Origin of the sequence: Nonomuraea sp. K271, assembly GCF_009908215.1 — a bacterium.
Taxonomy (GTDB): Bacteria; Actinomycetota; Actinomycetes; order Streptosporangiales; family Streptosporangiaceae; genus Nonomuraea; species Nonomuraea longispora.
The window spans coordinates 1-21,172 of the sequence record NZ_JAAAHR010000130.1 but is presented as its reverse complement, the minus strand read 5'-3'; the positions used below and the strand labels follow the sequence as shown (position 1 = coordinate 21,172).

Below are 21,172 nucleotides of genomic sequence, written 5' to 3'. Positions count from 1 at the left end.
GGGCGGAGCCGGCCGTCACGGGGGTGGGACCTCGCCGGAGCCCCTGGCGACCAGCTCCACCGGCACCTTGACCCTGCGGGGCCCTCTCGCGGGGTGGAGCAGGAGGTCGACGGCGCTGCGGGCCAGGTGGGCGACGTCGTAGCGGACCACCGTCACCCCCGGGTTGAAGACGCCGGCCAGCGCGAAGTCGTCGAACCCCACGTACGCGGGCCGCTCGGGTCGCTCGCGCAGCGCGTGCAGGATGCCGATCGAGGCCCGGTTGTTGGTGGCGAAGAAGGCCGTGGGCGGGTCGGCCAGGTCGAGCAGCCTGCCCACTTCGTACGACACCCGCCGGGGGTCGAACACCCCCCGCACCACGAGCGCGTCGTCGGCCCGCACCCCGGCGGCGCGCAGCGCCTGGCGGTAGCCGTTCGCGCGGTCGTGCACGGAGCTGACGCCGTCGTCGTCGGAGATCAGCGCGATCCGGCGGTGTCCGCCGGCGAGCAGGTGCTCGGTCGCGGCCCGGCCGCCGCGCACGTCGTCGAGCATGACGACGTCGGCCGCCTCCAGGCCTAAGGGCACGCGGTCGACGAAGACCGTGGTGAGGCTCGCGTGCTCGGCCAGCCAGCCGTGGTCGGCGGCCGACGGGACGACGATGAGGGAGCCGACGCCGCGGGTGTACATCGACTCGATCAGCATGCGCTCCTTGTCGGGGCTCTCCTCGTACGAGCCGAACACGACGAGCGCCTCGTGCTCGGCCGAGGCGGCCTCGACGGCGGCGGCCAGGCGGGAGTAGAACTCGTTGGAGATGTTCTCCATCACCAGCCCGAGCGTCAGCATGGTGGCGCCTCTGGCGAGGCGGGCCGCGGCCTCGTTGCGGCGGTAGCCGAGCGTGCTGATGGAGGTCTGCACCCGCTGTCGCAGCGACGCCCTGACGTGCGGCTCCTGGTTGACGACGCGGGAAACGGTCTTGAGGCTCACGCCCGCGTGCCTGGCGACGTCGGCCATGGTCGGCTTGCGCGTGCTCGTCCGCGGGAGAGGCCCCTCGGCCCGTTCCCTCGTTGTCATAGTGTGCCCCCATGGATGACGAATGGATCTGTGGCCGGTTGGGTGAGGACGAGCCGTGGATGCTGGGCGCGGTCAACCCGCCGGTGTTCGAGAACTCGTTGTTCGCGTTCGCGACGGCGGAGGAGCTCGGCGAGGCGGTCAGGAACGAGGACGAGCGCTATGTCTACTGGCGGGGGACCAACCCGACGGTCGATCTCGCTCAGCGTAAGCTGGCCGCGCTCGAGCGGGGGGAGCGGGCCAAGTGCTTCGGCTCGGGCATGGGGGCCATCTCGGCGACGGTCTCGTCGCTCGTGTCGGCGGGCGACCACGTGCTGGTGCTGGGCGCGGTCTACGGGCCGACCACTCAGTTCCTGCGCTATCTGGAGAAGTTCGGGGTCACGCATACGCACGTCGACGACCTCGGGGGATGTGACAGCGCTATCAGGTCGAGCACGCGCCTACTCTACTTCGAGTCGCCGTCCTACATGGCCTACGCCGTGGTCGACATCGCCGAGGTGGCGGCGTGGGCGCGGGAGCGGGGACTGGTGAGCGTGATGGACAACACCTGGTCCACGCCGATCTTCCAGAAGCCGCTGACCATGGGCGTCGACCTGGTGGTGCACTCCCTGTCGAAATATGTGGGAGGGCACAGCGACCTGGTGGGCGGTGTCGTGGTGGGGCCGTCGCGCCTGATCCGGCCGCTGGCGCTGACCGAGTACCAGCTCTACGGCGCCGCCATGTCGCCGCACGACGCGGCCAAGGTGATCAAGGGGCTGCGCACGCTGCCGGTGCGGATGGCGGCGCACCAGGAGCGGGGGCTGGCGGTGGCGGCCTTCCTGGAGGGGCATCCGGCCGTGCGGGCGGTGCACCATCCGGGCTTGCCGTCGCATCCTGGGCACGCGACCGCGCTGCGGCAGATGTCGGGGTTCTCCAGCCTGTTCAGCCTGGTGCTGAACACGGAGTCTCGCCAGGATGTCGCATCATTCCTCGATAAATTGCGATATTTCAGGATTGGGGTGTCATGGGGTGGCTTCGAGAGTCTGGTGAACGCACCCGCCCTCTCCACCGAGGAGAGCGTACGCGCCACCATGGGCATCCCCGTCGGCCTCGTCCGCCTCTCGGTCGGGCTGGAGCCCGCCGACGAGCTGATCAAGGACCTCGATCACGCCCTGGAGGCGTCGCTCGCCTAGAAGGCGGGGCGGCGCCAGGCGATTGACCGGCGAACGCGGCTGACCATAGCGTGACTGACAGCGCTGTCGAGAACACGCGGGAGAACTGCCATGAAAACCCCCCTTCTGGCGACCGCGGTCGCCGTCACGCTGGTGCTCGCGGGCTGCGGCTCGGGCTCGTCCTCGGGAGAGGTACGCCTGCGCATGATCGAGAGCCTGACCAGCCCCGACCGTACGAAACTCATCAAGAAGCTGATCGCCGACTTCGAGGAGGCGAACCCCGGCATCGAGGTCGAGCTGATCTCGCCCCCGCTCGACAGCGCCGACCAGAAGATCCTGCAGATCCTGCAGACCAGGAAGGACCTCGACGTGCTGGAGGTGCGCGACCACACGGCCAAGTCGTTCTCCAACAACGGCTGGCTGGCCGAACTGCCCACCACCGGCTGGGCCGGCTGGTCCGACCTGACCGAGCTGGCCCAGAAGAAGGCCGTCGAGGTCGGCGGCAAGCCCTACCTCATCCCGTACGGGTTCTACCAGCGCACGCTGTTCTACCGCACGGACTGGGGCATGAGCCGGCCGCCGGCCACCTGGCAGGAGCTCTACGAGGCCGGCAAGAAGATGACCACGGGCGACCGGTTCGGCTACTCGTTCAGGGGCGGCAAGGGCGGCGCCGACTACGCGGTCATGATGATCAGTGCGTACAACGGCGACAAGCTCGACCCCGAGAAGTCCTTCTTCCTGAAGGACAAGAGCACGATCTTCTCCACCCCCGAGGCGGCCGAGGCCCTGGAGCTCTTCGTCAAGATCTTCAAGGAGACCTCGCCGCCCGACTCGGTGTCGTGGGGCTTCCCCGAGATGGTGCAGGGCTTCACCTCGGGCGTCACCGGCATGCTCATCCAGGACCCCGAAGTGATCAAGTCGGTGGAGGAGAGCGGCGTCACGTCCTGGTCCACCGCTCCCATTCCGAAGGGGCCCACCGGCTACGCCTTCCAGCCCGTCGGCTACGCCGGATGGGGCGCGACCTCCTTCAGCGAGCACCCGAAGGAGGCGGTCAAGCTGGTGCAGTTCCTGTCGGAGGCCGAGCAGAGCATCGCCTTCGCCAAGGGCAACTCGCTCATCCCGATCTCCAAGCAGGCCCAGAACGACCCGCAGTTCTCGCAGGGCGCGTGGAAGGCGTACCTCGAGGCGCAGGAGGATCCCAAGCAGGTGATCACGATCAGGCCGGTGGACTATCCGGGCTGGAGCCAGTTCACCGTCGACTCCGACCGTGACATCCAGGCGCTGATCACCGGCAAGAAGACCGTCGCCGAGGTGCTCGAATCGTGGGACGCCTTCTGGACGGACCAGGCGAAGAAGGTCTCTTGAGCACGGCACGCACCCCCGCGGGCCGCGCCTTCACGCTCCGCAGGGCACGCTTCATCCTGCTGTGCCTGCTGCCCGGCGCGGTCTTCGTGGCGCTGTTCACGTACTATCCGATGATCCGCGGCGCGGTGATCGCCTTCCAGCGCTACAACCTGTTCGACCTGACCTCGACGCCGTTCACCGGGTTCGAGAACTTCAGGGCCGTGCTGGCCGAGGACCGGTTCTGGACGGCGCTGCGCAACACCGGCACGTGGGTCGTCGTGTCGCTGTTCTTCCAGTTCTTCCTCGGCTTCGGGCTCGCGCTGCTGTTGCGCAGGCACTTCCGCGGTCGCGGCCTCTACCAGGCGTGGGTGTTCTTCCCGTGGGCCATGTCGGGTTTTCTCATCGGGCTGCTGTGGCGGTGGATGTTCAACGGCCAGTTCGGCGTGATCAACGACCTGCTGCTGAAGGCGGGCGTCATCGACGAGCGCATCGGCTTCCTCGCCACCCCCGGCTGGGCGATGACCTCGGTGATCGTGGCAAACATCTGGTACGGCGTCACGTTCTTCGCCATCATGATCATGGCCGCGCTGCAGTCGGTGCCTCGTGACCTCTACGAGGCGGCGTCCGTGGACGGCGCCTCCCGCATGCGGCAGTTCTGGCACGTGACGCTGCCGCACATCCGGCCCACGCTGGCGCTGATCGTGCTGCTGCGCATCATCTGGATCCTGAACTTCCCCGACCTCATCTACTCGATGACGGGCGGCGGCCCCGCGGGCAGCACCGACATCATCACGACCTTCCTCATCCAGCAGGTCATCGGGGGCGACTACGGCCGCGCGGGCGCGGTCGGCCTGCTCGTGCTCGGCCTGCTGCTCGCCTTCAGCGTCTTCTACCTGAACGCCACCCGATTCGAGAAGGCCCGATGAACGGCACGATGAGACACGTCGCGACCGCGGTGAAGGCTGTGGTGCTGGGCGCCTGGCTGCTGGTCACGCTTTTCCCGCTCTACTGGATCCTCGTCACCTCGCTGAAGCCCAAGTCCGAGATCTTCTCGATGCCGCTGAAGTACTGGCCGGGCGAGGTGACGTTCGAGCACTACGAGGAGCTGTTCTCCTTCGCCGACTTCGGCGTCTACCTGGGCAACAGCCTGATCGTCTCCCTGGTCGCGGCCGGGGTGGTGACCTCCATAGGCGTGCTGGGCGGCTACACGCTGGCCCGCTTCGCCTTTCCCGGCAGGGGAGCGGTGATGCTCGCCTTCCTGGTCACCCAGATGATCCCGCTGTTCATCGCGCTCGGGCCGCTCTACCTGCTCATGTCGGACCTCGACCTGCTCAACCGGCTGGCCGGGCTCATGCTGGTGTACGTCGCGATGCTGGTGCCGTTCGCCACGATCATCATGCGCGGCTTCTACGAGCGGGTGCCGGTCGCGCTGGAGGAGGCCGCGCAGGTCGACGGCGCCTCGCGGTTGGTGGCGATGGTCCGGGTGGTGATCCCGGTCATGCTGCCGGGCATCGCGGCCACGTTCATCTTCGCGTTCGTGCAGTGCTGGAACGAGTTGTTCCTGGCGATCACCTTCATCGACAGCGAGGACGCCAAGACCATCCCGGTCGCCATGAACTCCTTCATCACCCAGTACGACATCGACTGGGGCTCGATGGCGGCCGCCACGGTGATCTCGGTGGTGCCCACGCTGGTGCTCTTCGCCGCGATCCGGCGCTACATCGTCGAAGGGCTCACCGCTGGGGCCGTAAAGGGGTGAAAGGGAAAGCCGACCGCTCACCGCGTCATACAGACCTTTCACCGCAGGACAGTCCCAACTAAGCGCCGAGCGGCGGCGGCTCGCCGAACAACTCGGCCGTAGATCTCCACGACCGGTAGGTTGCGCTCTTACGTTGGGCGTGATCCGCATCACAGTGGAGGGCTCGTGACGACTCAAGAACATGACGCATCGGTCTATGAAAAAGTGCAGGGGAGCAGTGAGTTCCAGGATCTGAAGAGGCGATTCCGCCGCTGGACCTTCCCCATGACCGTCGCGTTCCTCGCGTGGTACCTGCTGTACGTGGTGCTGTCGGGATGGGCGCGCGACTTCATGGGAATCAAGGTGTGGGGCGACATCAACGTGGGTCTCATTCTGGGCCTGCTGCAGTTCGTCTCCACCTTCCTCATCGCGTGGGCGTACTCCAGGCACGCGGAGAAGGCGCTCGACCCGATCGCCGACAAGCTCCGTCACGAGGTTGAGGAGAAGACCAAGTGAGCTCGACAACCTTGGGGATGATCCTCTTCCTCACGTTCGTCGCCGCGACGCTGGGGATCACCGTCTGGGCCAGCCGGCAGACCAAGACGGCCGCCGACTACTACGCGGGCGGCCGGTCCTTCAGCGGCGCGCAGAACGGCCTGGCGATCGGCGGCGACTACATGTCGGCCGCCTCCTTCCTCGGCATCGCCGGCATCATCGCCCTGTCAGGTTACGACGGGTTCCTGTACTCCATCGGCTTCCTGGTGGCGTGGCTGGTCGCGCTGCTGCTGGTGGCCGAGCTGATGCGGAACTCCGGCAAGTTCACCATGGCCGACGTGCTCGCCTTCCGGATGAGCCCGCGCCCGGTGCGCACCGCCGCCGGGGCGTCGACGATCGTCGTCAGCATCTTCTACCTGCTGGCCCAGATGGTCGGCGCGGGCGCGCTGGTCGGCCTGCTGCTCGGCATCGAGTCGGAGGCGGGCAAGTTGTGGACGATCGTCGGCGTGGGCGCGCTGATGATCGTGTACGTCGTGTTCGGCGGCATGAAGGGCACCACCTGGGTGCAGATCGTCAAGGCCGTGCTGCTGATGACCGGCGCCGCCCTGGTGACGGTGCTGGTGCTGAGCAAGTTCGGCTTCAACCTGTCGGCGCTGCTGAGCCAGGCGGCGGCCACGAGCGGGCCGTCGGGCAACACCGGCAGCTTCCTCGTCCCGGGCCTGAAGTACGGCACCGAGGCGCAGGGCATCGCGGGCAAGATCGACCTGATCAGCCTCGGCCTCGCCCTGGTGCTCGGCACGGCGGGCCTGCCGCACATCCTCATCCGTTTCTACACCGTCCCCACCGCCAAGGACGCCCGCAAGTCCGTGCTGTGGGGCATCGGCATCATCGGCGTGTTCTACCTGCTCACGCTGGTGCTCGGCTTCGGCGCCGCGGCCCTGGTCGGCCGTGAGGAGATCGTCGCCGGTGACCCGGGAGGCAACACGGCGGCGCCGCTGCTCGCGTTGCGGATCGGTGAGGAGATCTTCGGCCCGGTGGGCGGCACGATCCTGCTGGCGTTCATCGGCGCCGTCGCCTTCGCCACGATCCTGGCGGTGGTGGCCGGCCTCACACTCGCCTCCTCCTCCAGCTTCGCCCACGACCTGTATGCGCACGTCTTCCGGCGCGGCCAGGCCAGCGAGCGGCAGGAGGTCGTGGTGGCCAGGATCTCCGCGCTGGTGATCGGCGCCATCGCCATCGGCCTGAGCATCCTGGCGCAGAGCCAGAACGTCGCCTTCCTGGTGGCGCTGGCGTTCGCCGTCGCCGCCTCGGGCAACCTGCCGGCGATCCTCTACAGCCTGTTCTGGAAGAGGTTCAACACCTCCGGCGCGGTCAGCGCGATCTACGGCGGCCTGCTCTCCGCCCTGCTGCTGGTGATCTTCTCGCCGGTGGTCTCCGGAAGCGAGGCGGCGCTGTTCAAGGACGCCGACTTCGCCTGGTTCCCGCTGAGCAACCCGGGCATCCTGTCGATCCCGATCGGCTTCCTCTGCGGCTGGATCGGCACGATCATGAGCAAGGAGTACAACGCCGCCAAGTACGCCGAGATCGAGGTCCGCTCCCTCACCGGCGTCGGCTCGGAGAAGGCCGTCAAGCACTGACACTTTTCTCCCCGAGGGCCCGGCCTTGCCAGACCGGGCCCTTTGTACTGTCTCGGGCTGTCTCGGGCTGTCTCATAGGGGTTTGCGGCCTTTGGGCGGGCGTCCCCACACCGATGTTCGTTGTTACGACACTGAAACGCAGTGATCTGAGTGGTTGACGCCTTTTCGGCGATATGGGTACGTTCTCAGATGTGTGAACGTTGCCACACTGGCCTGGCGCCACGTGGCCGTCATCAGCATGCCTGATGCCCCGCTTGTTCAGTGTGGAGGCGAAACCCCATGAGATCCCCCCTCGTCCGCTGGTCCGTCCTGTCCGTGTCGCTGGCGCTGGCCCTCACCTCGTGTGCCAAGGGCACCGGTGGCGGAGCCGCGGCGACCCCGTCGGCCGGCCAGTTCGACCCCGGTGCCACCTTCAGCGGCTCCATCTCCGTGATGGGCTTCGGCGCGACCGACGAGATCGGGACGACCCGCGTCGACCTGGCCGAGAAGGCCCTCGGCGGCGCGAAGATCAAGCTGATCGAGGGCGACCTCGACATCCAGCAGTTCCTGTCCGCGGTCGCCGCCGGCGACCCGCCGGACATCATCTACGCCAACCGGGACCAGATCGGCACGTTCGCCTCACGCGGCGCGATCATGCCGCTGACCGAGTGCATCAAGGGCGAGTCGATCGACACCTCGATGTACAACAAGAACGCGCTCGGCCAGGTGACGTTCGGCGAGCAGATCTGGGCCATCCCCGAGTTCAACCAGGTCCAGATCACCATGGCCAACGGCGACCTGCTCAAGTCGGCCGGGCTGACGATCGAGGACGTCAACGGCTCCGACTGGAGCAAGGTCACCGACGCGGCCAAGAAACTGTTCAAGGCCCCGGGCGGCAAGCTCAAGGTGATCGGCTACGACAGCAAGCTGCCGGAGTTCCTGCCGCTGTGGGCCAAGGCCAACGGCGCCGACCTGCTGTCGGCCGACGGCAAGAAGGCCCAGCTCAACAGCCCCGCCGTGGTCCAGGCGCTGGAGTTCGCCGTCGGCATCTACACCGCGCAGGGCGGCTTCGCCAAGGTCAAGGCCGTGCGCGACTCCGCCGACTTCTTCGGCAAGGGCAACCAGTTCGCCAAGAACGAGCTGGGCGCCATGCCGATGGAGCAGTGGTATGTCAACGTCCTCAACGACGTCTCGCCCAAGGCGCCCCTGGTCTTCGACACCTTCCGCACCCCTCAGGGCAAGCCCCTGGCGTACTCGTCCGGCTCGTCCTGGGCCATCCCCAAAGGCTCCAAGAACCCCGGCGCCGCCTGCCGCTTCGCCAAGACCATGACGCTCGTCGACACCTGGAAGGCCGCCGCCCAGGCCCGCCTGGACGAGCGCAAGGCCGACGGCAAGCCGTTCACCGGCGTGCTCACCGGCAACGTCAAGGCCGACACGGAGATCGAGAAGATGCTCACCTCGGGCGGCGCGACCTGGGACGCCGGCGTCAAGGCCATGTACGAGGCCAACGCGAACACCTTCAGCCTTCCCGCCAACCCGGCCGACAAGGAGTTCAAGGACGCCTGGCAGGGCGCCGTGAACCGGGTGCTCAACGGCCAGGACGAGCCGAAGGCCGCACTCGACAAGGCCCAGCAGGACGCCCAGAAGGCGCTCGACGAGGCATGGGCCGGCTGGACGAAGCGTACGAACTGAGATGCCCCGCTCCCCATCCCACTCCCGGCCCCTGTTCCGGAGGTCCATGCGGTTCGTCGAGACCAGGGCGGCGCTGCTGTTCATCAGCCCCTGGATCCTCGGCTTCCTGATCTTCACCGCGTGGCCCGTCATCAACAGCGCCTACCTGTCGCTGACCGACTACGACGTGATCAATGACCCGTCGTTCGTCGGGCTCGAGAACTACCGGACCCTGTTCGAGGATCCCAAGGTCGGCCTGGCGCTGAAGAACACGTTCATCTTCATGGTGATGTCGGTCCCGGCCCAGCTGGTCGTCTCCCTGGGCCTGGCACTGCTGCTCAACAGCGCCACGAAGGCGACCGGCTTCTTCCGCACGGCCTTCTTCCTGCCCAAGATGACGCCGCCGGTCGCCGTGGGCATCCTGCTGCTGATGTTGTTCAACGGGCAGAGCGGCCTCATCAACGGCTTCCTCGGCATCTTCGGCATCGACGGCCCCGCCTGGACGACCGACCCCAACTGGGTCAAGCCCGGCCTGGTGCTGATGAGCCTGTGGACCGTCGGCGCGTCCGTGGTCATCATCCTGGCCGCGCTGCGCGGCGTCCCCCAGGAGCTGTACGACTCCGCCGTCGTCGACGGTGCCGGCTGGTGGAGGCGCACGCTGCGGATCACCGTGCCGATGATCAGCCCCACGCTGTTCTTCCTGTTCATCGTGGACAGCATCAACGCCCTGCAGTCGTTCACGGAGGCGTACACCGCCTTCTTCGGCTCGGGCAACACCACCTACAGCAACGACGCCGCGCTTTTCTACGCCATCTACCTGTTCCAGCAGGCGTTCGAGTTCCTGCACATGGGCTACGCCTCGGCCCTGGCCTGGCTGCTGTTCGTCGTGATCATGGCGATCACGATCGTGCAGATCCTGGTGACCAGGCGGTTCGTCCACTACGAAGGGGGGAACCCGTGAGGCGCGCCCGGCTGATCCTGACCTGGACCGCGCTGAGCGCGTTCGCCATCGCGTTCATCTACCCGTTCGTCTGGCTGCTCAGCGCCTCCTTCAAGCCGCGCAGCGAGGTGTTCGACCACCGGCTGATCCCGGAGACGTTCACCTTCGACAACTACATCCAGGTCTGGCAGGAGGCGCCGCTGGCCCTGTGGATGGTGAACACGCTGTTCGTGACCGTGCTCGCGGCGGTCGCCGTGACGGTCACGAGCGCGATGGTGGCGTGGGGCTTCGCCTACTTCCGCTTCCCCGGCAGGGGCGCGCTGTTCAGCGTCGTGCTCGGCACCATGATGTTGCCGGGCGCGGTCACCATGATCCCGGTGTTCCTCATCTGGAACTCGCTCGGCATGGTGGGCACGCTGACCCCGCTGTGGGCCCAGAACCTGTTCGGCAGCGCCTTCTACATCTTCCTGCTGCGCCAGTTCTTCCTCGGGCTGCCGCGCGAGCCGTTCGAGGCGGCGAAGATCGACGGCGCGAACAACTGGCAGATCTTCACCCGGGTCGCCCTGCCGCTGTGCAAGCCGGCGGTCGTGGTGACGCTGCTGTTCGAGTTCCAGGCGGCGTGGACCGACCTGATGAGGCCGCTCATCTACCTGCGCGACTCCAGCACGTTCACCGTGCCGCGCGGGCTGAAGGCGCTGCTCGACCAGTTCGGGTTCGGCGGCGAGTGGCACTGGGAGATCGTCATGACGGCCAGCGTGATCACCACCATCCCGATGATCATTCTGTTCTTCCTCGGCCAGAAGCACTTCGTCAAGGGCATCGCGACCACCGGGAGCAAGGGATGAGCTTCCCCGACGGATTCCTGTGGGGCGCGGGCACGTCCGCGTACCAGATCGAGGGCCACCACGGCAGGGGCGAGTCGGTGTGGGACGTGTTCTGCCGCCGGCCCGGCGCCGTCGAGGGCGGCGGCGACGGCTCCCGGGCGTGCGACTCCTACGTGCGCTGGCGTGAGGACGTCGAGCTGGTCAAGGAGCTCGGGCTGCGCGCCTACCGGTTCTCCACCGGCTGGTCGCGGGTCATGCCCGACGGCGCGCACCCCGACCCCAAGGCGCTCGACCACTACGAGCGCTTCGCCGACGCGCTGCTCGACGCCGGGGCCGAGCCCGTGCTCACGCTCAACCACTGGGACATGCCCTCCGCGCTGACCGGCGGCTGGGCCGAGCGGGCCACCGTGTCCGCCTTCGCCGCCTACACCGAGGCGGGCGCCGGGCGGCTGGCCGACCGCGTCACCTGGTGGATCACGCAGAACGAGCCGTGGATCATCGCGCTGCTCGGCTACCAGCTCGGGCTGCACGCCCCCGGCGTCGCCGACCCCGGCACGGCCGTCAAGGCCGGGCACCACGTACTGCTCGGCCACGGCGCGGCGGCCGACGTGCTGCACGCCCATCCCGGCGTGCTGGCCGGCTCGACGCTCAGCCTCTTCCCCTGCGACCCGGCCACCGGCAGCGAGGCCGACCGGGCCGCCGCCACCGGCTCCGACGGCTACGTCAACCGGTGGTACCTCGACCCGCTGCTCGCCGGCGGCTATCCCGCCGACATGCGCGGGCACTGGGAGCGGGCGCTCGGCCACGGCCTGGACTTCATCCAGGACGGCGACGAGGCCGCCATCGGCGGGCGCAGCGACTTCCTCGGAGTCAACTACTACACCAGGCGCGTCATGGCGGCGGCTCCGCCGGGCCCGTTCCCCTGGCGGGTCGTCGGACCCAGCGGCGACGTGGCACGGACCGACGAAGGCTGGGAGATCAACGCGGGCGCGCTGCGCGACCTGCTGATCGGCCTGAGCCGCCGCTTCCCCGGCACGCCACTGATGATCACAGAGAACGGCGGTGTCTTCGGCGACACGCCCTCCCACGACGGCCAGGTCCACGACGAGCGCAGGATCGCCTTTCTGCGCGACCACGTCGCGGCCGTCGGCGAGGCCATCGACGCGGGCGCCGACGTGCGCGGCTACCTCCACTGGTCGCTCATGGACAACTTCGAGTGGGCGCTGGGCTACCGGCCCAGGTTCGGGCTCGTCCACGTCGACCACGCGACGGGCGCCCGGACGATCAAGGACTCCGGGCGCTACTACGCCCGGCTCATCGCCGGGGGCGGCGCCGCCCCCGCCCTGCCCAGGATCGAGGCTTACGGCTAGACCATGCGGATCACCACCACGGACACCGCCTACCACCTGGACAGCGGGCACTACCGGCTGACCGTCTCGCGCACCGACCCCAGCGCCGAGCTGGAAGGCTGGATGACGCTCAGTCTCATCGCCTCCGTCGCCACCAGAAGCGACCGCGACGAGACGTACGAGACCCTGCCGCCCGTGCTCGCCGAGCGCGGCGACGTGGCGGTCTTCGACTTCCCGCAGCGCTCCACCGCGTGGGAGGCCAAGACCGTCCGGCTCACCTGCACGCCCGAGACGATCGCGCTGGAGGTGCGGGTCGAGGGCGACGGCGTCATCAGCGACGTGACGCTGCTCGGCGGGCGGGCCGTGCTCAACACCCGCGCGGCCGGCACGTTCCGCTCGGCGGTGCACGCGCGCGGCGTCTTCAACCCCACGCCCACGCACCCCGTGCACGTGGTGCGGCCGGTGTCGGCGCCGCTCGCCCTCACCGTGATCGGCGACGCCTCGCCGGGCCGCCTGCACGCCGTCTTCTCGCCGCCGCCGCTGGCCCTCGCCTTCGGCAAGGGGGAGCTTGACGGAGGCGCGACCTCCGTACCGGAAGGCCCCTGGCTCGGCGCGTCGGTCCGCGCCGGGATCGCGGACCTGACCTTCACCGAGCTCCGGTACGAACCCCTCGACGGCGGCGCGCTGCTGCACTTCGACTACGAGTGCCAGACGGCGGTGAGCGGTGCGTGGACGTCGCCGGTCGTGATCTTCCGGGCGGCGTCGTCCCCCTGGGAGGCCGTCTCCCATCACCGGGAGGACCTCGTGGAGCACGGCCTGGCCCCCCGGGGCCCGGTCGCGGAGCGGCACGACTGGTGGAGCGGGACCATCTTCTGCGGCTGGGGCGCCCAGTGCGCGCGGGCCGCCGGCCGCTCCCCGGTCGAGCTGTCCCGGCAGGACCTCTACGACGAGTGGCTGGCCAGGCTGGAGGAGCACGGCGTCGTGCCCGCCACCGTCGTCATCGACGACCGGTGGCAGCTCACCTACGGCAACCAGGAGCCCGACCCCGCCAAATGGCCCGGACTGCGCGAATGGATCGCCGGCCGGCACGCGCGCGGGCAGCGGGTGCTGTTGTGGTGGCGCGCGTGGTCGCCCGACGGGCTGCCCGCCGGGGAGTGCGTGACCGACGCCGCGGGCCGCGCCGTGGCCGCCGACCCGTCGAACCCCGCCTACCGGCGCAGGGTCGGCGAGATCATGCGGCGGCTGCTCGGCGACCTCGACGCCGACGGGTTCAAGATCGACTTTACGCAGTGGTTCCCCAGCGGGTCGCACCTCAAGGCGTACGGCTCCACGTGGGGGTTCTCTCTCCTGCACGAGCTGCTCGCCACCATGTACGCCGCCGCCAAACGCGTCAAACCCGACGCCCTCATGATCACCCACACCCCGCACCCCGCGTTCGGGGACGTCACCGACATGATCAGGCTCAACGACGTGCTGGAACTCGACGCCCGCGGCGAGCCCGTGCCCGCCGTCGACCAGCTCCGCTTCCGCCACGCGGTGGCCGCGCACGCCATGCCGGAGCACCTCGTCGACACCGACCAGTGGCCCATGCCCAGCAGGGCCGACTGGCTCGCGTACGCGCGGGAGCAGCCCTCGCTCGGCGTGCCCGCCCTGTACTACGTCGAGTCCATCGACAACACCGGCGAGCGGATCACCGGCGATGACCTGCGCCAGGTGGCGAAGTGGTGGCGGCGATGAGGCAGGCCGAGGTGATCGTGTACGGCGCGACGTCCGCGGGCGTGTGCGCCGCCGTCGCGGCCGCCCGCCGCGGCCTCGACACCGTGCTGCTCGAACCCGGCAGGCACGTCGGCGGCATGACCTCAGGCGGGCTCGGCTACACCGACATCGGCGATTCGCGCGTGCTCGGCGGGATGGCCGCCGAGTTCCGCCGGGCCGTCGCCGCCGCCTACGGCGTCGAGCCCGGCCACTACGCGGGTCCCGAGCCGCACGTCGCCGAGGCGATCTTCGTGTCGTGGCTGGAAAGCGCCGGCGTGGAGGTCGTGTACGACGCCCCGCTCCGCACGGTGGTCACCTCGGGTGAACGGATCCTCTCCGTCGTCACCCCTCAGGGCGACTACACCGCCGGCGCCTTCGTGGACGCCGGTTACGAGGGCGACCTGATGGCCGCCGCAGGCGTGTCGTACCGGGTGGGCAGGGAGGACCGCACCCTGCACGGGGAGACCTTCGCAGGGCGTCGCGAGGTCGTGCCCGGCATGCACAACTTCCCGCCGTGGATCTCGCCGTTCCGCGCCGACGGCACGCTCCTGCCGCAGGTCGCCGACGGGCCCATGGCCGAGGTGGGCGAGGGCGACGGCGGCGTCATGTCGTACGGCTACCGCGTCTGCCTGACCAGCGCGCCCGACCGCATCCCGATCGAGCGCCGGCCCGGCTACGACGAGGAGCACTGGGAGCTCGGACGGCGGTTGTTCCGGCACTGGCGCGAGCAGGGCGTCGAGCCCCGCGCCGGACGTCTCGTCGGACTGGCGCCGAACCTCCCGAACGGCAAGTGCGACGGCAACTCGCTCGGGCCGTTCTCCCTCAGCGTGCTCGACCGCTCCGCCTGGGACTACCCCGGCGCCGGCCCCGACGAGCGCGAACGCATCCGGCTGCACCACCTGCACCACGCCCAGGACCTGCTGTACTTCCTCTCCCACGATCCCGAGGTGCCCGCGAGCGTGCGGGCCGAGCTGGGGCGCTGGGGACTGCCGCCCGACGAGTTCGCCGACACCGGTCACCTGCCCCACCAGCTGTACGTGCGCGAGGCGCGGCGCATGCTGGGGGACAGGCACCTGACGGAACACGACCTCGTCCAGAGCCGCCCGCAGGCCGACGTCATCGCTATGGGGTCGTACCACCTCGACATCCGCGAGGTGCAGCGGACCTGGCGGTGGGTGTACGAGCACCCCGACCCGGTGCCGATGGTCGTCACCGAGGGCTACCTGTCGGTGGGGGTCGCCCCCTACCAGATCCCGTACGCGGCGATCGTGCCGCGGCGCGTGGAATGCGCCAACCTCGTGGTGCCGGTGTGCGTGTCGGCCTCGCACGTGGCGTTCTCCTCCATCCGGATGGAGGTCCAGTACCAGATGCTCGGCCACGCCGCCGGGCTCGCCGCGGTGCGGGCGGCCGAGAGCGGCAAGGCCGTGCAGGACATCGACGTCACCGCCCTCCAGGAGGAGCTGTCCGCCGCCGGCCAGGTGCTCGCCCTGTGACGACCCCGCCCGCGCCGCGGCGCGGGCGGTCAGGGGCGGTCAGGGGCCGGCCTGTTCCAGGGCGGCGCGGACGAACGGCGGGACCACGCGGCGCAGGACGTTCGCCTTGTGCTCCTCGGCCCTGGCCAGCGCCCGCGCCACGGCGGGTGCGCGGGCGGGACGGGCGTCCGGGCCGGCGTCGAGCAGGTCGAGGGCTGCCAGGCCCGCCACGGCCATGTCCTTGGCGGCCGCCACCCAACGGGCCAGCTCGGCGGCGATCGGTCCCGGCACGTCCAGCGGCAGCCCGGCCAGCCGGGTCAGCTCGGCGCGCAGTCGTTCCGAGGGCTCGCCCTTCAGCGCGGTCGCGCACAACGAGGTGAGTCCCGGGCTCTGGTCGGCGCCGGGCGGCCAGGACGAGCACGCCTCCACCAGCGGCAGCAGCTCCGCGGCGCCCGGCAGCAGCCGCACGGCCCGCTCGTGCGACCGGGCCGGATCGTAGGCCGCCGGATGCCAGGCATAGTCGGCCACGGTCGTCAGCGCGATCCGCGACGCCGCCGCCTCCACCATCGGGTTGGCCGTGATGCCCTCGAGCGCGACGCCGTCCAGCTCCGTCGCCCGGCCGGTCAGCGGGCCCAGGAAGACCCGGTCGAAGTCGAAGTCGTTGACGGGGAAGTTGTCCCACAGGGCGATCCGGTGCCCGTAGGAGGCCGCGGCGGCTGTCATGTCCCGCGCGGAGATCTCGCCCACCACGATGTCGGGCCCGGTCCACCAGACCAGCACGTCCGTTGGCAGCTCGGCGGCGAGCCGGTCGCGGTAGGCCGTCCTCGCGGTGCCCGCGTAGTCGGTGGGCACCATGGTCAGCGGCCGGTCGGCCCCGCGTACGGCGAGGAACTTCTCGGCGAAGTCGCGGCAGACGGCCGCGTGGGCGCTCGCGCTCGCCCCCTCCTCCGTGCCGAACTCCTGCTTGTCGGGCTCATGCTGCAGCTCGGGCGGGATGTCGTCGAACAGCAGCGCGAACTCCCTGACCCCCGCCTCCCACACCTGCTCGGCCTTCGCGCGCAGCGCCGCCCGCTCGCCGGCGTCGCCGTAGACCATGGACAGGCCGGGGCTCAGCGCGAACACGAACCTGACGTGCCGCGCCGCCGCCTCCGTCACCAGCTCGGCCAGCCTCGCCAGTTCCCCCTCCGGGTACGGCTCCCGCCACCGCTCCCGGTGGAACGGGTCGTCCTTGGGGGCGTAGACGTAGGCGTTGAGCTTGTGCCTGCCGGAGAAGCGCAGGTGTTCCATGCGGTCGGCGTGGGTCCACGGGGTGCCGTAGAAACCCTCGATGGTGCCCCGGAGCGGCAGGTCGGGCCAGTCGCGGATCTCGGCCTCCGGCACGCACACCCGATGCTCCGGGCACGACGACCACGGGGGCCCGGCGAGGGCCAGCAGGGTCTGCGCGCCGTAGAACGCGCCCGCGGGGTCCGCGCCCACGATCAGCACGCGGTCGCGGGCGGCGCTCAGCGTGTAGCCCTCCGGCGGCAGCCCCGCCCCGGCGTCGACCCGGACCTCCACCGTCACCGGCTCACCCGACCCTCCCGCGGGCGCGTCCGCCGGTTCGAGGGCGCGCAAAGCGGCGGTGGCGGTGGCAGTGGAGGGTGCGGAGCCCGGCTGGATGCGGCATCCGCTGAGGTCCACGTGCGAGCGGCCGGTCGTGAGCGTTCTCGGAAAGGGGACGATCCAGTCCAGGGCATGCATTGTGGGAACGATACCGGATAGACTCACGCCCCGTGAGTGAGGATGTGACCGAAGTTTTGCCCGGGGTGTTCCGGATTTTGGACACCTGCCACGTCTATGTCATCGCGGCTCCCGCCCAGCCGGGGACGGAACGCACCGGGATCGCCATCGACTTCGGCTCCGGCCGGGTGCTTGACCTCCTGGAGGAGCTCGGCCTCGACCGGCTCACCGATGTTCTCATGACACACCACCACCGCGACCAGGCACAAGGCCTGGCCCAAGCGGTCGAGGCGGGGGTGGCCGTGCACGTGCCGCCGGTCGAGCGCGACCTGTTCGAGAAGGTCGGCGAGATGTGGCAGGGGCGGCGCATCAGCAACGACTACGACCTGCGCGACGACCGATTCTCGCTGCTGGAGCCGGTGCGGGTGGACGGCGTGGTGCCCGAGTACCGCACGGCCCGCTACGGCGGCGTGGACGTCCGCGTCCTGCCCACCCCCGGTCACACCCCCGGCTCCGTCAGCTACCTCGTGGATACCGGCGGCACCAGGGCCGCCTTCACCGGCGACCTGATCTACGCCCCGGGGAAGGTGTGGTCGCTGGCCGCCACCCAGTGGTCCTACACCGAGAACGAAGGCCCCGCGATGGTGGTCGTCAGCTCCGAGCTGCTCCAGCGGGAGGAGCTCGACGTGCTGCTGCCCTCGCACGGCGAGCCGATGGCCGACCCCGCGGACGCCCTCCGCCGGCTGTCCGCGGCGATGCAGCGCTACGTCGACTTCCGCCGCCCGCACCCCTGGAACGTGCGCGGGCTGCTGGCAGAGCCGTTCATCGAGGTCACCCCGCACCTGCTGATGAACAGGAGCAGCCAGTCCTACAGCTATGTCCTGCTGTCGGAGTCGGGCGCGGCCATGGTGTTCGACTTCGGCTACGACATGTGCACCGGCCTGGTGAACAGCACCGCGCGTGAGGCCCGCCGGCCGTGGCTGGCGTCGCTGCCCGCGCTGCGCGAGCGGCACGGCGTCACCGAGGTCGAGGTGGCGCTGCCCACCCACTACCACGACGACCACGTGGCCGGCATGCCCCTGCTGCGCGACGTCGAGGGCACCGAGATCTGGGCGCCGTCCCACATCGCCCCGATCCTGGCCACGCCCCTCCACCACGACCTGCCCTGCCAGTGGTTCGACCCCATCCCCGCCGACCGGGTTCTGGGGCTGGGGGAGACGGTGCGCTGGCACGAGTACGAGATCACGGTGCACGACCTGCCGGGGCACACGCTGTTCGCGGCGGCGTACGAGTTCGAGGTGGACGGGCACCGCCTGCTGGTCACCGGCGACCAGCAGGACGGCAACGGCGTCCCGGGCGAACGCCAGGAGATCCTGAACTTCCAGTACAAGAACAGGTTCAGGATCGAGGACTACCGCAAGAGCGCCGCACTCTACCGGCGGCTCCGCCCCGACCTCATGGTCAGCGGCCACTGGCGGCCCCGCTGGGTGGACGACGACTACCTGCGCATGCTCACCGAGCGCGGCGAGGAGCTCGTCGCCCTCCACCACGACCTGCTCCCGCTCGACCGGCTCGACGTGGGGGCGGACACGGTGTTGTGCCGCCTGACCCCTTACTATTCGAGCGTCCCCGCCGGGGGCGAGATCACGCTGACGGCCACGGTGCGCAACCCGTGGCCGGGCAAGGCGACGGTCACGGTGGAGCCGGTCGTTCCCCCGGGCTGGCGCCGCGAAAGCGGTTCTTCGACGCTGAGGCTGGACGGAGGGGGTATGGATCAGGTGCGTCTCCGTCTCGGCGCCGACACCGTGCCGCGGCGCCGTGTACGCCTCGCCGTCGATGTGACCATCGGCGATCTGCGCCTCGGGCAGCACGCCGAGGCGCTGGTCGACGTGGTCGGGGAAGGCACTCGATGACCATGGAGCGGCACCCGTCCCCTGGTCGTTCGCGGCGTCCCACGATCAAGGACGTCGCGGAGGCCGCCGGAGTCTCGCGCTCCACCGTCTCCCGGGCGCTGACCGGCCGCGGCTACGCGGCCAGTGACGTACGCGAGCGGGTGCTGCGGGCGGCGGCCGAGCTCGGCTACGTGCCCGACGTGATGGCCCGCACCCTCAAACAGCAGGTGAGCAGGTCCGTCGGCGTCCTCGTGAGCGACCTGCGCAACCCGTTCTACGCGGAGCTGGCCGCGGGGGCGAGCAGGGAGGCCCGCGAGCGTGGCTACACGATGGTCCTGGCCGACACGAGCCTGTCGGCCGAGGCGGAGAGCGAGGCCGCGGAGGCGCTCGTCGCGCTCAGAGTGGCCGGCGTGGTCGTGACGCCCAACTCCTCGGCCGTCTCCACCTATCTGAGCGCCCACGGCATCCCGGTCGTGGAGGTCGACCGGCAGTTCGCGGCCGGCTCGACCGACGGCGTGGTGGTGGGCAACCGCGTCGGGGCCCGCACGGCCACCTCCCACCTGGTCGAGCTGGGCCACCGCAGGATCGCGCTGTTCATCGACGAGACCGACTGGACCACCGGCTACGAGCGTTACCAGGGCTATCTGGAGGCGCTCGCGGCCGGCGACATCAGGGTCGAGCCCGAGCTGGTCGTCTCGTCGGGCTGGGACGTCGCCGACTCCCGCCGCAGGGCCCTCGACATGCTGCGCGGGCCCGGCCGGCCCACGGCCGTCTTCGCGGCCAACAACGTGCTCGCCGAGGGCGTCTGGCGGGCGATCGGCGAGCTGGGGTTGCGGGTGCCCGCCGACATCAGCCTTGTGGCCTTCGACGACGCGCCCTGGATGAGCATGGTCTCGCCCACGGTCAGCGCCGTCTCGCAGAACACCTACGGGCTCGGTGCGACCGCCGTACGCCGGTTGTCGGAGCGGATCGAGATGCCCGACGCCGACTCCGTCACCACGGTCCTCAACGTGAGGCTGATCAGCCGCGAGTCCACCGCGCCACCCCCCGCGATCTGACATTTCGGCATAAGTCGCGTTGACCCGTGGGGAAAGGTCGTCCTAGGATCCCGTGTGGGAACGATGTCACACGCCCTCCGTGCGGCGCGCGTTCCCGTCGGAGGCCCAATGGAGCACGCTCTTCCCCCCGTTCTGTCGCTGGACATCGGCGGCACCAAACTCGCCGCCGGCGTCGTCACGGGCGACGGCCGGATCCACGGCTGGCAACTCGCGCCCACCCTCAGGGACGAGGGGCCGCGGCGGGTGCTGTCCAGGCTCTTCGACCTGGGCAGGAAGGCCATCGCGGAGGCGGGCGTGCCCCATGTGGCGGCCGTCGGCATCTCCTGCGGCGGGCCGCTCGACGCGGCCGCCGGCGTGCTGGAATGCCCGCCGCACCTGCCCGGGTGGATCGACATCCCCATCGGCGCGATGGCGACGGAGGCGTACGGCGTACCGTCGGCGCTTGAGAACGATGCCACGGCCGCCGCCCTGGGCGAACACCGCCACGGCGCGGGCCGCGGCACGTCCACGATGCTCTACCTCACCGTGTCCACCGGCGTCGGAGGCGGCGCCGTCATCGGCGGCCGCCTGCACCGGGGCGCGGCCGGCAACGGCGGCGAACTCGGCCACGTCATGGTCCGGCCCGGCGGGCGCGCCTGCTCCTGCGGCCGCCGGGGCTGCCTCGAGGCGTACGCGTCCGGCACCTCCATCGCCGAACGCGCCCGCGAGGCCATCGCCGCGGGGAGCACCTCGTCCCTGTCCGCCATCGAGCTCCCGACGGCCGAGGACGTCTCCCTCGCGGCGGCCGCCGGTGACGTGCTCGCCACCGAGATCTGGGACGAGACCACAGGGGCGCTCGGCACCGCGATCACCGACCTGGTGAACGCGTTCGAACCGGAACTCGTCGTCCTCGGCGGCGGCGTCACCCGTTCCGGCGCCCGGCTCCTCGCCCCCGTCGCCGCCGCCGTCGCCAGGGACGCCATGCCTCCCGCCGCCCGCGCCGCCCGCATCGAGCTCGCGCAGCTCGGCGCGGGGGTGTGCGTGGTCGGGGCCGGCGCCGTCGCACACGACCTCCTCTCAGGAAAGATCGATGCCTGACCTGCCCCCATCGACCACCGCCCACCC

Annotated in this window: 17 protein-coding genes; 15 read left to right on the top strand and 2 right to left on the bottom strand. The window is 70.1% G+C overall.

All coding sequences use genetic code 11. From position 1 onward, the window contains the following. Window positions 1-15: 15 nt before the first annotated feature. Window positions 16-1,047, bottom strand: a complete 1,032-nt coding sequence (locus GUY59_RS33605; protein WP_138204869.1) for a LacI family DNA-binding transcriptional regulator — start codon at window positions 1,045-1,047, stop codon at window positions 16-18. Window positions 1,048-1,058: 11 nt separating this feature from the next. On the opposite strand from GUY59_RS33605, the gene GUY59_RS33600 reads away from it, so the two are divergent. The 12 genes from GUY59_RS33600 (at window position 1,059) to GUY59_RS33545 (ending at window position 15,420) form a co-directional block, all read left to right on the top strand. Then, window positions 1,059-2,216, top strand: coding sequence for a trans-sulfuration enzyme family protein (locus tag GUY59_RS33600; protein WP_132335737.1), 1,158 nt, complete (start codon window positions 1,059-1,061; stop codon window positions 2,214-2,216). 90 nt (window positions 2,217-2,306) lie between these two features. Beyond that, window positions 2,307-3,560: an ABC transporter substrate-binding protein gene (locus GUY59_RS33595; protein ID WP_138204871.1), complete on the top strand. Its 1,254-nt coding sequence runs from the start codon at window positions 2,307-2,309 to the stop codon at window positions 3,558-3,560. Beyond that, window positions 3,557-4,465, top strand: coding sequence for a carbohydrate ABC transporter permease (locus GUY59_RS33590; protein WP_201761651.1), 909 nt, complete (start codon window positions 3,557-3,559; stop codon window positions 4,463-4,465). Before GUY59_RS33595 ends, GUY59_RS33590 begins: the two co-directional genes overlap by 4 nt. Next, window positions 4,462-5,298, top strand: a complete 837-nt coding sequence (locus GUY59_RS33585; RefSeq protein ID WP_138204873.1) for a carbohydrate ABC transporter permease — start codon at window positions 4,462-4,464, stop codon at window positions 5,296-5,298. The genes GUY59_RS33590 and GUY59_RS33585 overlap by 4 nt, the downstream gene beginning before the upstream one ends. Before the next feature lie 165 nt (window positions 5,299-5,463). Then, window positions 5,464-5,793: a DUF485 domain-containing protein gene (locus tag GUY59_RS33580; RefSeq protein WP_138204875.1), complete on the top strand. Its 330-nt coding sequence runs from the start codon at window positions 5,464-5,466 to the stop codon at window positions 5,791-5,793. A gap of 17 nt (window positions 5,794-5,810) precedes the next feature. Next, window positions 5,811-7,409 carry a solute symporter family protein gene (locus tag GUY59_RS33575; protein WP_138204893.1) on the top strand — a complete coding sequence of 533 codons (1,599 nt, stop codon included), beginning with the start codon at window positions 5,811-5,813 and terminating at the stop codon, window positions 7,407-7,409. 279 nt (window positions 7,410-7,688) lie between these two features. Beyond that, complete coding sequence (locus GUY59_RS33570; protein ID WP_138204877.1) at window positions 7,689-9,080, top strand: ABC transporter substrate-binding protein; 1,392 nt, start codon at window positions 7,689-7,691, stop codon at window positions 9,078-9,080. A gap of 46 nt (window positions 9,081-9,126) precedes the next feature. After that, on the top strand, window positions 9,127-10,020 hold the full coding sequence (locus GUY59_RS33565) for a carbohydrate ABC transporter permease (RefSeq protein WP_132335747.1): 894 nt from the start codon (window positions 9,127-9,129) through the stop codon (window positions 10,018-10,020). Next, window positions 10,017-10,844 carry a carbohydrate ABC transporter permease gene (locus GUY59_RS33560; protein WP_201761649.1) on the top strand — a complete coding sequence of 276 codons (828 nt, stop codon included), beginning with the start codon at window positions 10,017-10,019 and terminating at the stop codon, window positions 10,842-10,844. Before GUY59_RS33565 ends, GUY59_RS33560 begins: the two co-directional genes overlap by 4 nt. Then, window positions 10,841-12,193, top strand: a complete 1,353-nt coding sequence (locus GUY59_RS33555) for a glycoside hydrolase family 1 protein (protein WP_138204879.1) — start codon at window positions 10,841-10,843, stop codon at window positions 12,191-12,193. The genes GUY59_RS33560 and GUY59_RS33555 overlap by 4 nt, the downstream gene beginning before the upstream one ends. A 3-nt stretch (window positions 12,194-12,196) precedes the next feature. After that, on the top strand, window positions 12,197-13,909 hold the full coding sequence (locus GUY59_RS33550) for a hypothetical protein (protein ID WP_138204881.1): 1,713 nt from the start codon (window positions 12,197-12,199) through the stop codon (window positions 13,907-13,909). After that, the gene (locus GUY59_RS33545; protein WP_138204883.1) at window positions 13,906-15,420 is read left to right on the top strand and encodes an FAD-dependent oxidoreductase; all 1,515 of its coding nucleotides are present in this window, start codon (window positions 13,906-13,908) and stop codon (window positions 15,418-15,420) included. The genes GUY59_RS33550 and GUY59_RS33545 overlap by 4 nt, the downstream gene beginning before the upstream one ends. Window positions 15,421-15,459: 39 nt before the next feature. On the opposite strand, the gene GUY59_RS33540 is transcribed toward GUY59_RS33545, so the two are convergent. Beyond that, a complete protein-coding gene (locus tag GUY59_RS33540; protein WP_138204885.1) occupies window positions 15,460-17,139 on the bottom strand; it encodes a beta-N-acetylhexosaminidase family protein in 1,680 nt (559 codons plus the stop codon). Window positions 17,140-17,171: 32 nt separating this feature from the next. Here GUY59_RS33540 and GUY59_RS33535 point away from each other — a divergent pair, with 32 nt between their 5' ends. The 3 genes from GUY59_RS33535 to GUY59_RS33525 all read left to right on the top strand — a co-directional run bounded on the left by GUY59_RS33535 (window position 17,172) and on the right by GUY59_RS33525 (window position 21,145). Then, window positions 17,172-19,031: an MBL fold metallo-hydrolase gene (locus tag GUY59_RS33535; RefSeq protein ID WP_201761648.1), complete on the top strand. Its 1,860-nt coding sequence runs from the start codon at window positions 17,172-17,174 to the stop codon at window positions 19,029-19,031. Further along, window positions 19,028-20,068 (top strand): LacI family DNA-binding transcriptional regulator, encoded by a 1,041-nt coding sequence (locus GUY59_RS33530; protein ID WP_201761647.1) that lies wholly within the window; start codon window positions 19,028-19,030, stop codon window positions 20,066-20,068. Before GUY59_RS33535 ends, GUY59_RS33530 begins: the two co-directional genes overlap by 4 nt. A gap of 108 nt (window positions 20,069-20,176) precedes the next feature. Next, window positions 20,177-21,145 (top strand): ROK family protein, encoded by a 969-nt coding sequence (locus GUY59_RS33525; RefSeq protein ID WP_138204887.1) that lies wholly within the window; start codon window positions 20,177-20,179, stop codon window positions 21,143-21,145. Window positions 21,146-21,172: the final 27 nt, after the last annotated feature.

Excerpts from the sequence above, each read along its gene's own strand:
- GUY59_RS33600 (WP_132335737.1), top strand. The coding sequence starts at position 1,059 with ATGGATGACGAATGGATCTGTGGCCGGTTGGGTGAGGACGAGCCGTGG.
- GUY59_RS33550 (WP_138204881.1), top strand. The coding sequence starts at position 12,197 with ATGCGGATCACCACCACGGACACCGCCTACCACCTGGACAGCGGGCAC.
- GUY59_RS33525 (WP_138204887.1), top strand. The coding sequence starts at position 20,177 with ATGGAGCACGCTCTTCCCCCCGTTCTGTCGCTGGACATCGGCGGCACC.
- GUY59_RS33570 (WP_138204877.1), top strand. The coding sequence starts at position 7,689 with ATGAGATCCCCCCTCGTCCGCTGGTCCGTCCTGTCCGTGTCGCTGGCG.
- GUY59_RS33530 (WP_201761647.1), top strand. The coding sequence starts at position 19,028 with ATGACCATGGAGCGGCACCCGTCCCCTGGTCGTTCGCGGCGTCCCACG.
- GUY59_RS33595 (WP_138204871.1), top strand. The coding sequence starts at position 2,307 with ATGAAAACCCCCCTTCTGGCGACCGCGGTCGCCGTCACGCTGGTGCTC.
- GUY59_RS33565 (WP_132335747.1), top strand. The coding sequence starts at position 9,127 with ATGCGGTTCGTCGAGACCAGGGCGGCGCTGCTGTTCATCAGCCCCTGG.
- GUY59_RS33540 (WP_138204885.1), bottom strand. The coding sequence starts at position 17,139 with ATGCATGCCCTGGACTGGATCGTCCCCTTTCCGAGAACGCTCACGACC.
- GUY59_RS33605 (WP_138204869.1), bottom strand. The coding sequence starts at position 1,047 with ATGACAACGAGGGAACGGGCCGAGGGGCCTCTCCCGCGGACGAGCACG.
- GUY59_RS33585 (WP_138204873.1), top strand. The coding sequence starts at position 4,462 with ATGAACGGCACGATGAGACACGTCGCGACCGCGGTGAAGGCTGTGGTG.
- GUY59_RS33545 (WP_138204883.1), top strand. The coding sequence starts at position 13,906 with ATGAGGCAGGCCGAGGTGATCGTGTACGGCGCGACGTCCGCGGGCGTG.
- GUY59_RS33575 (WP_138204893.1), top strand. The coding sequence starts at position 5,811 with ATGATCCTCTTCCTCACGTTCGTCGCCGCGACGCTGGGGATCACCGTC.
- GUY59_RS33555 (WP_138204879.1), top strand. The coding sequence starts at position 10,841 with ATGAGCTTCCCCGACGGATTCCTGTGGGGCGCGGGCACGTCCGCGTAC.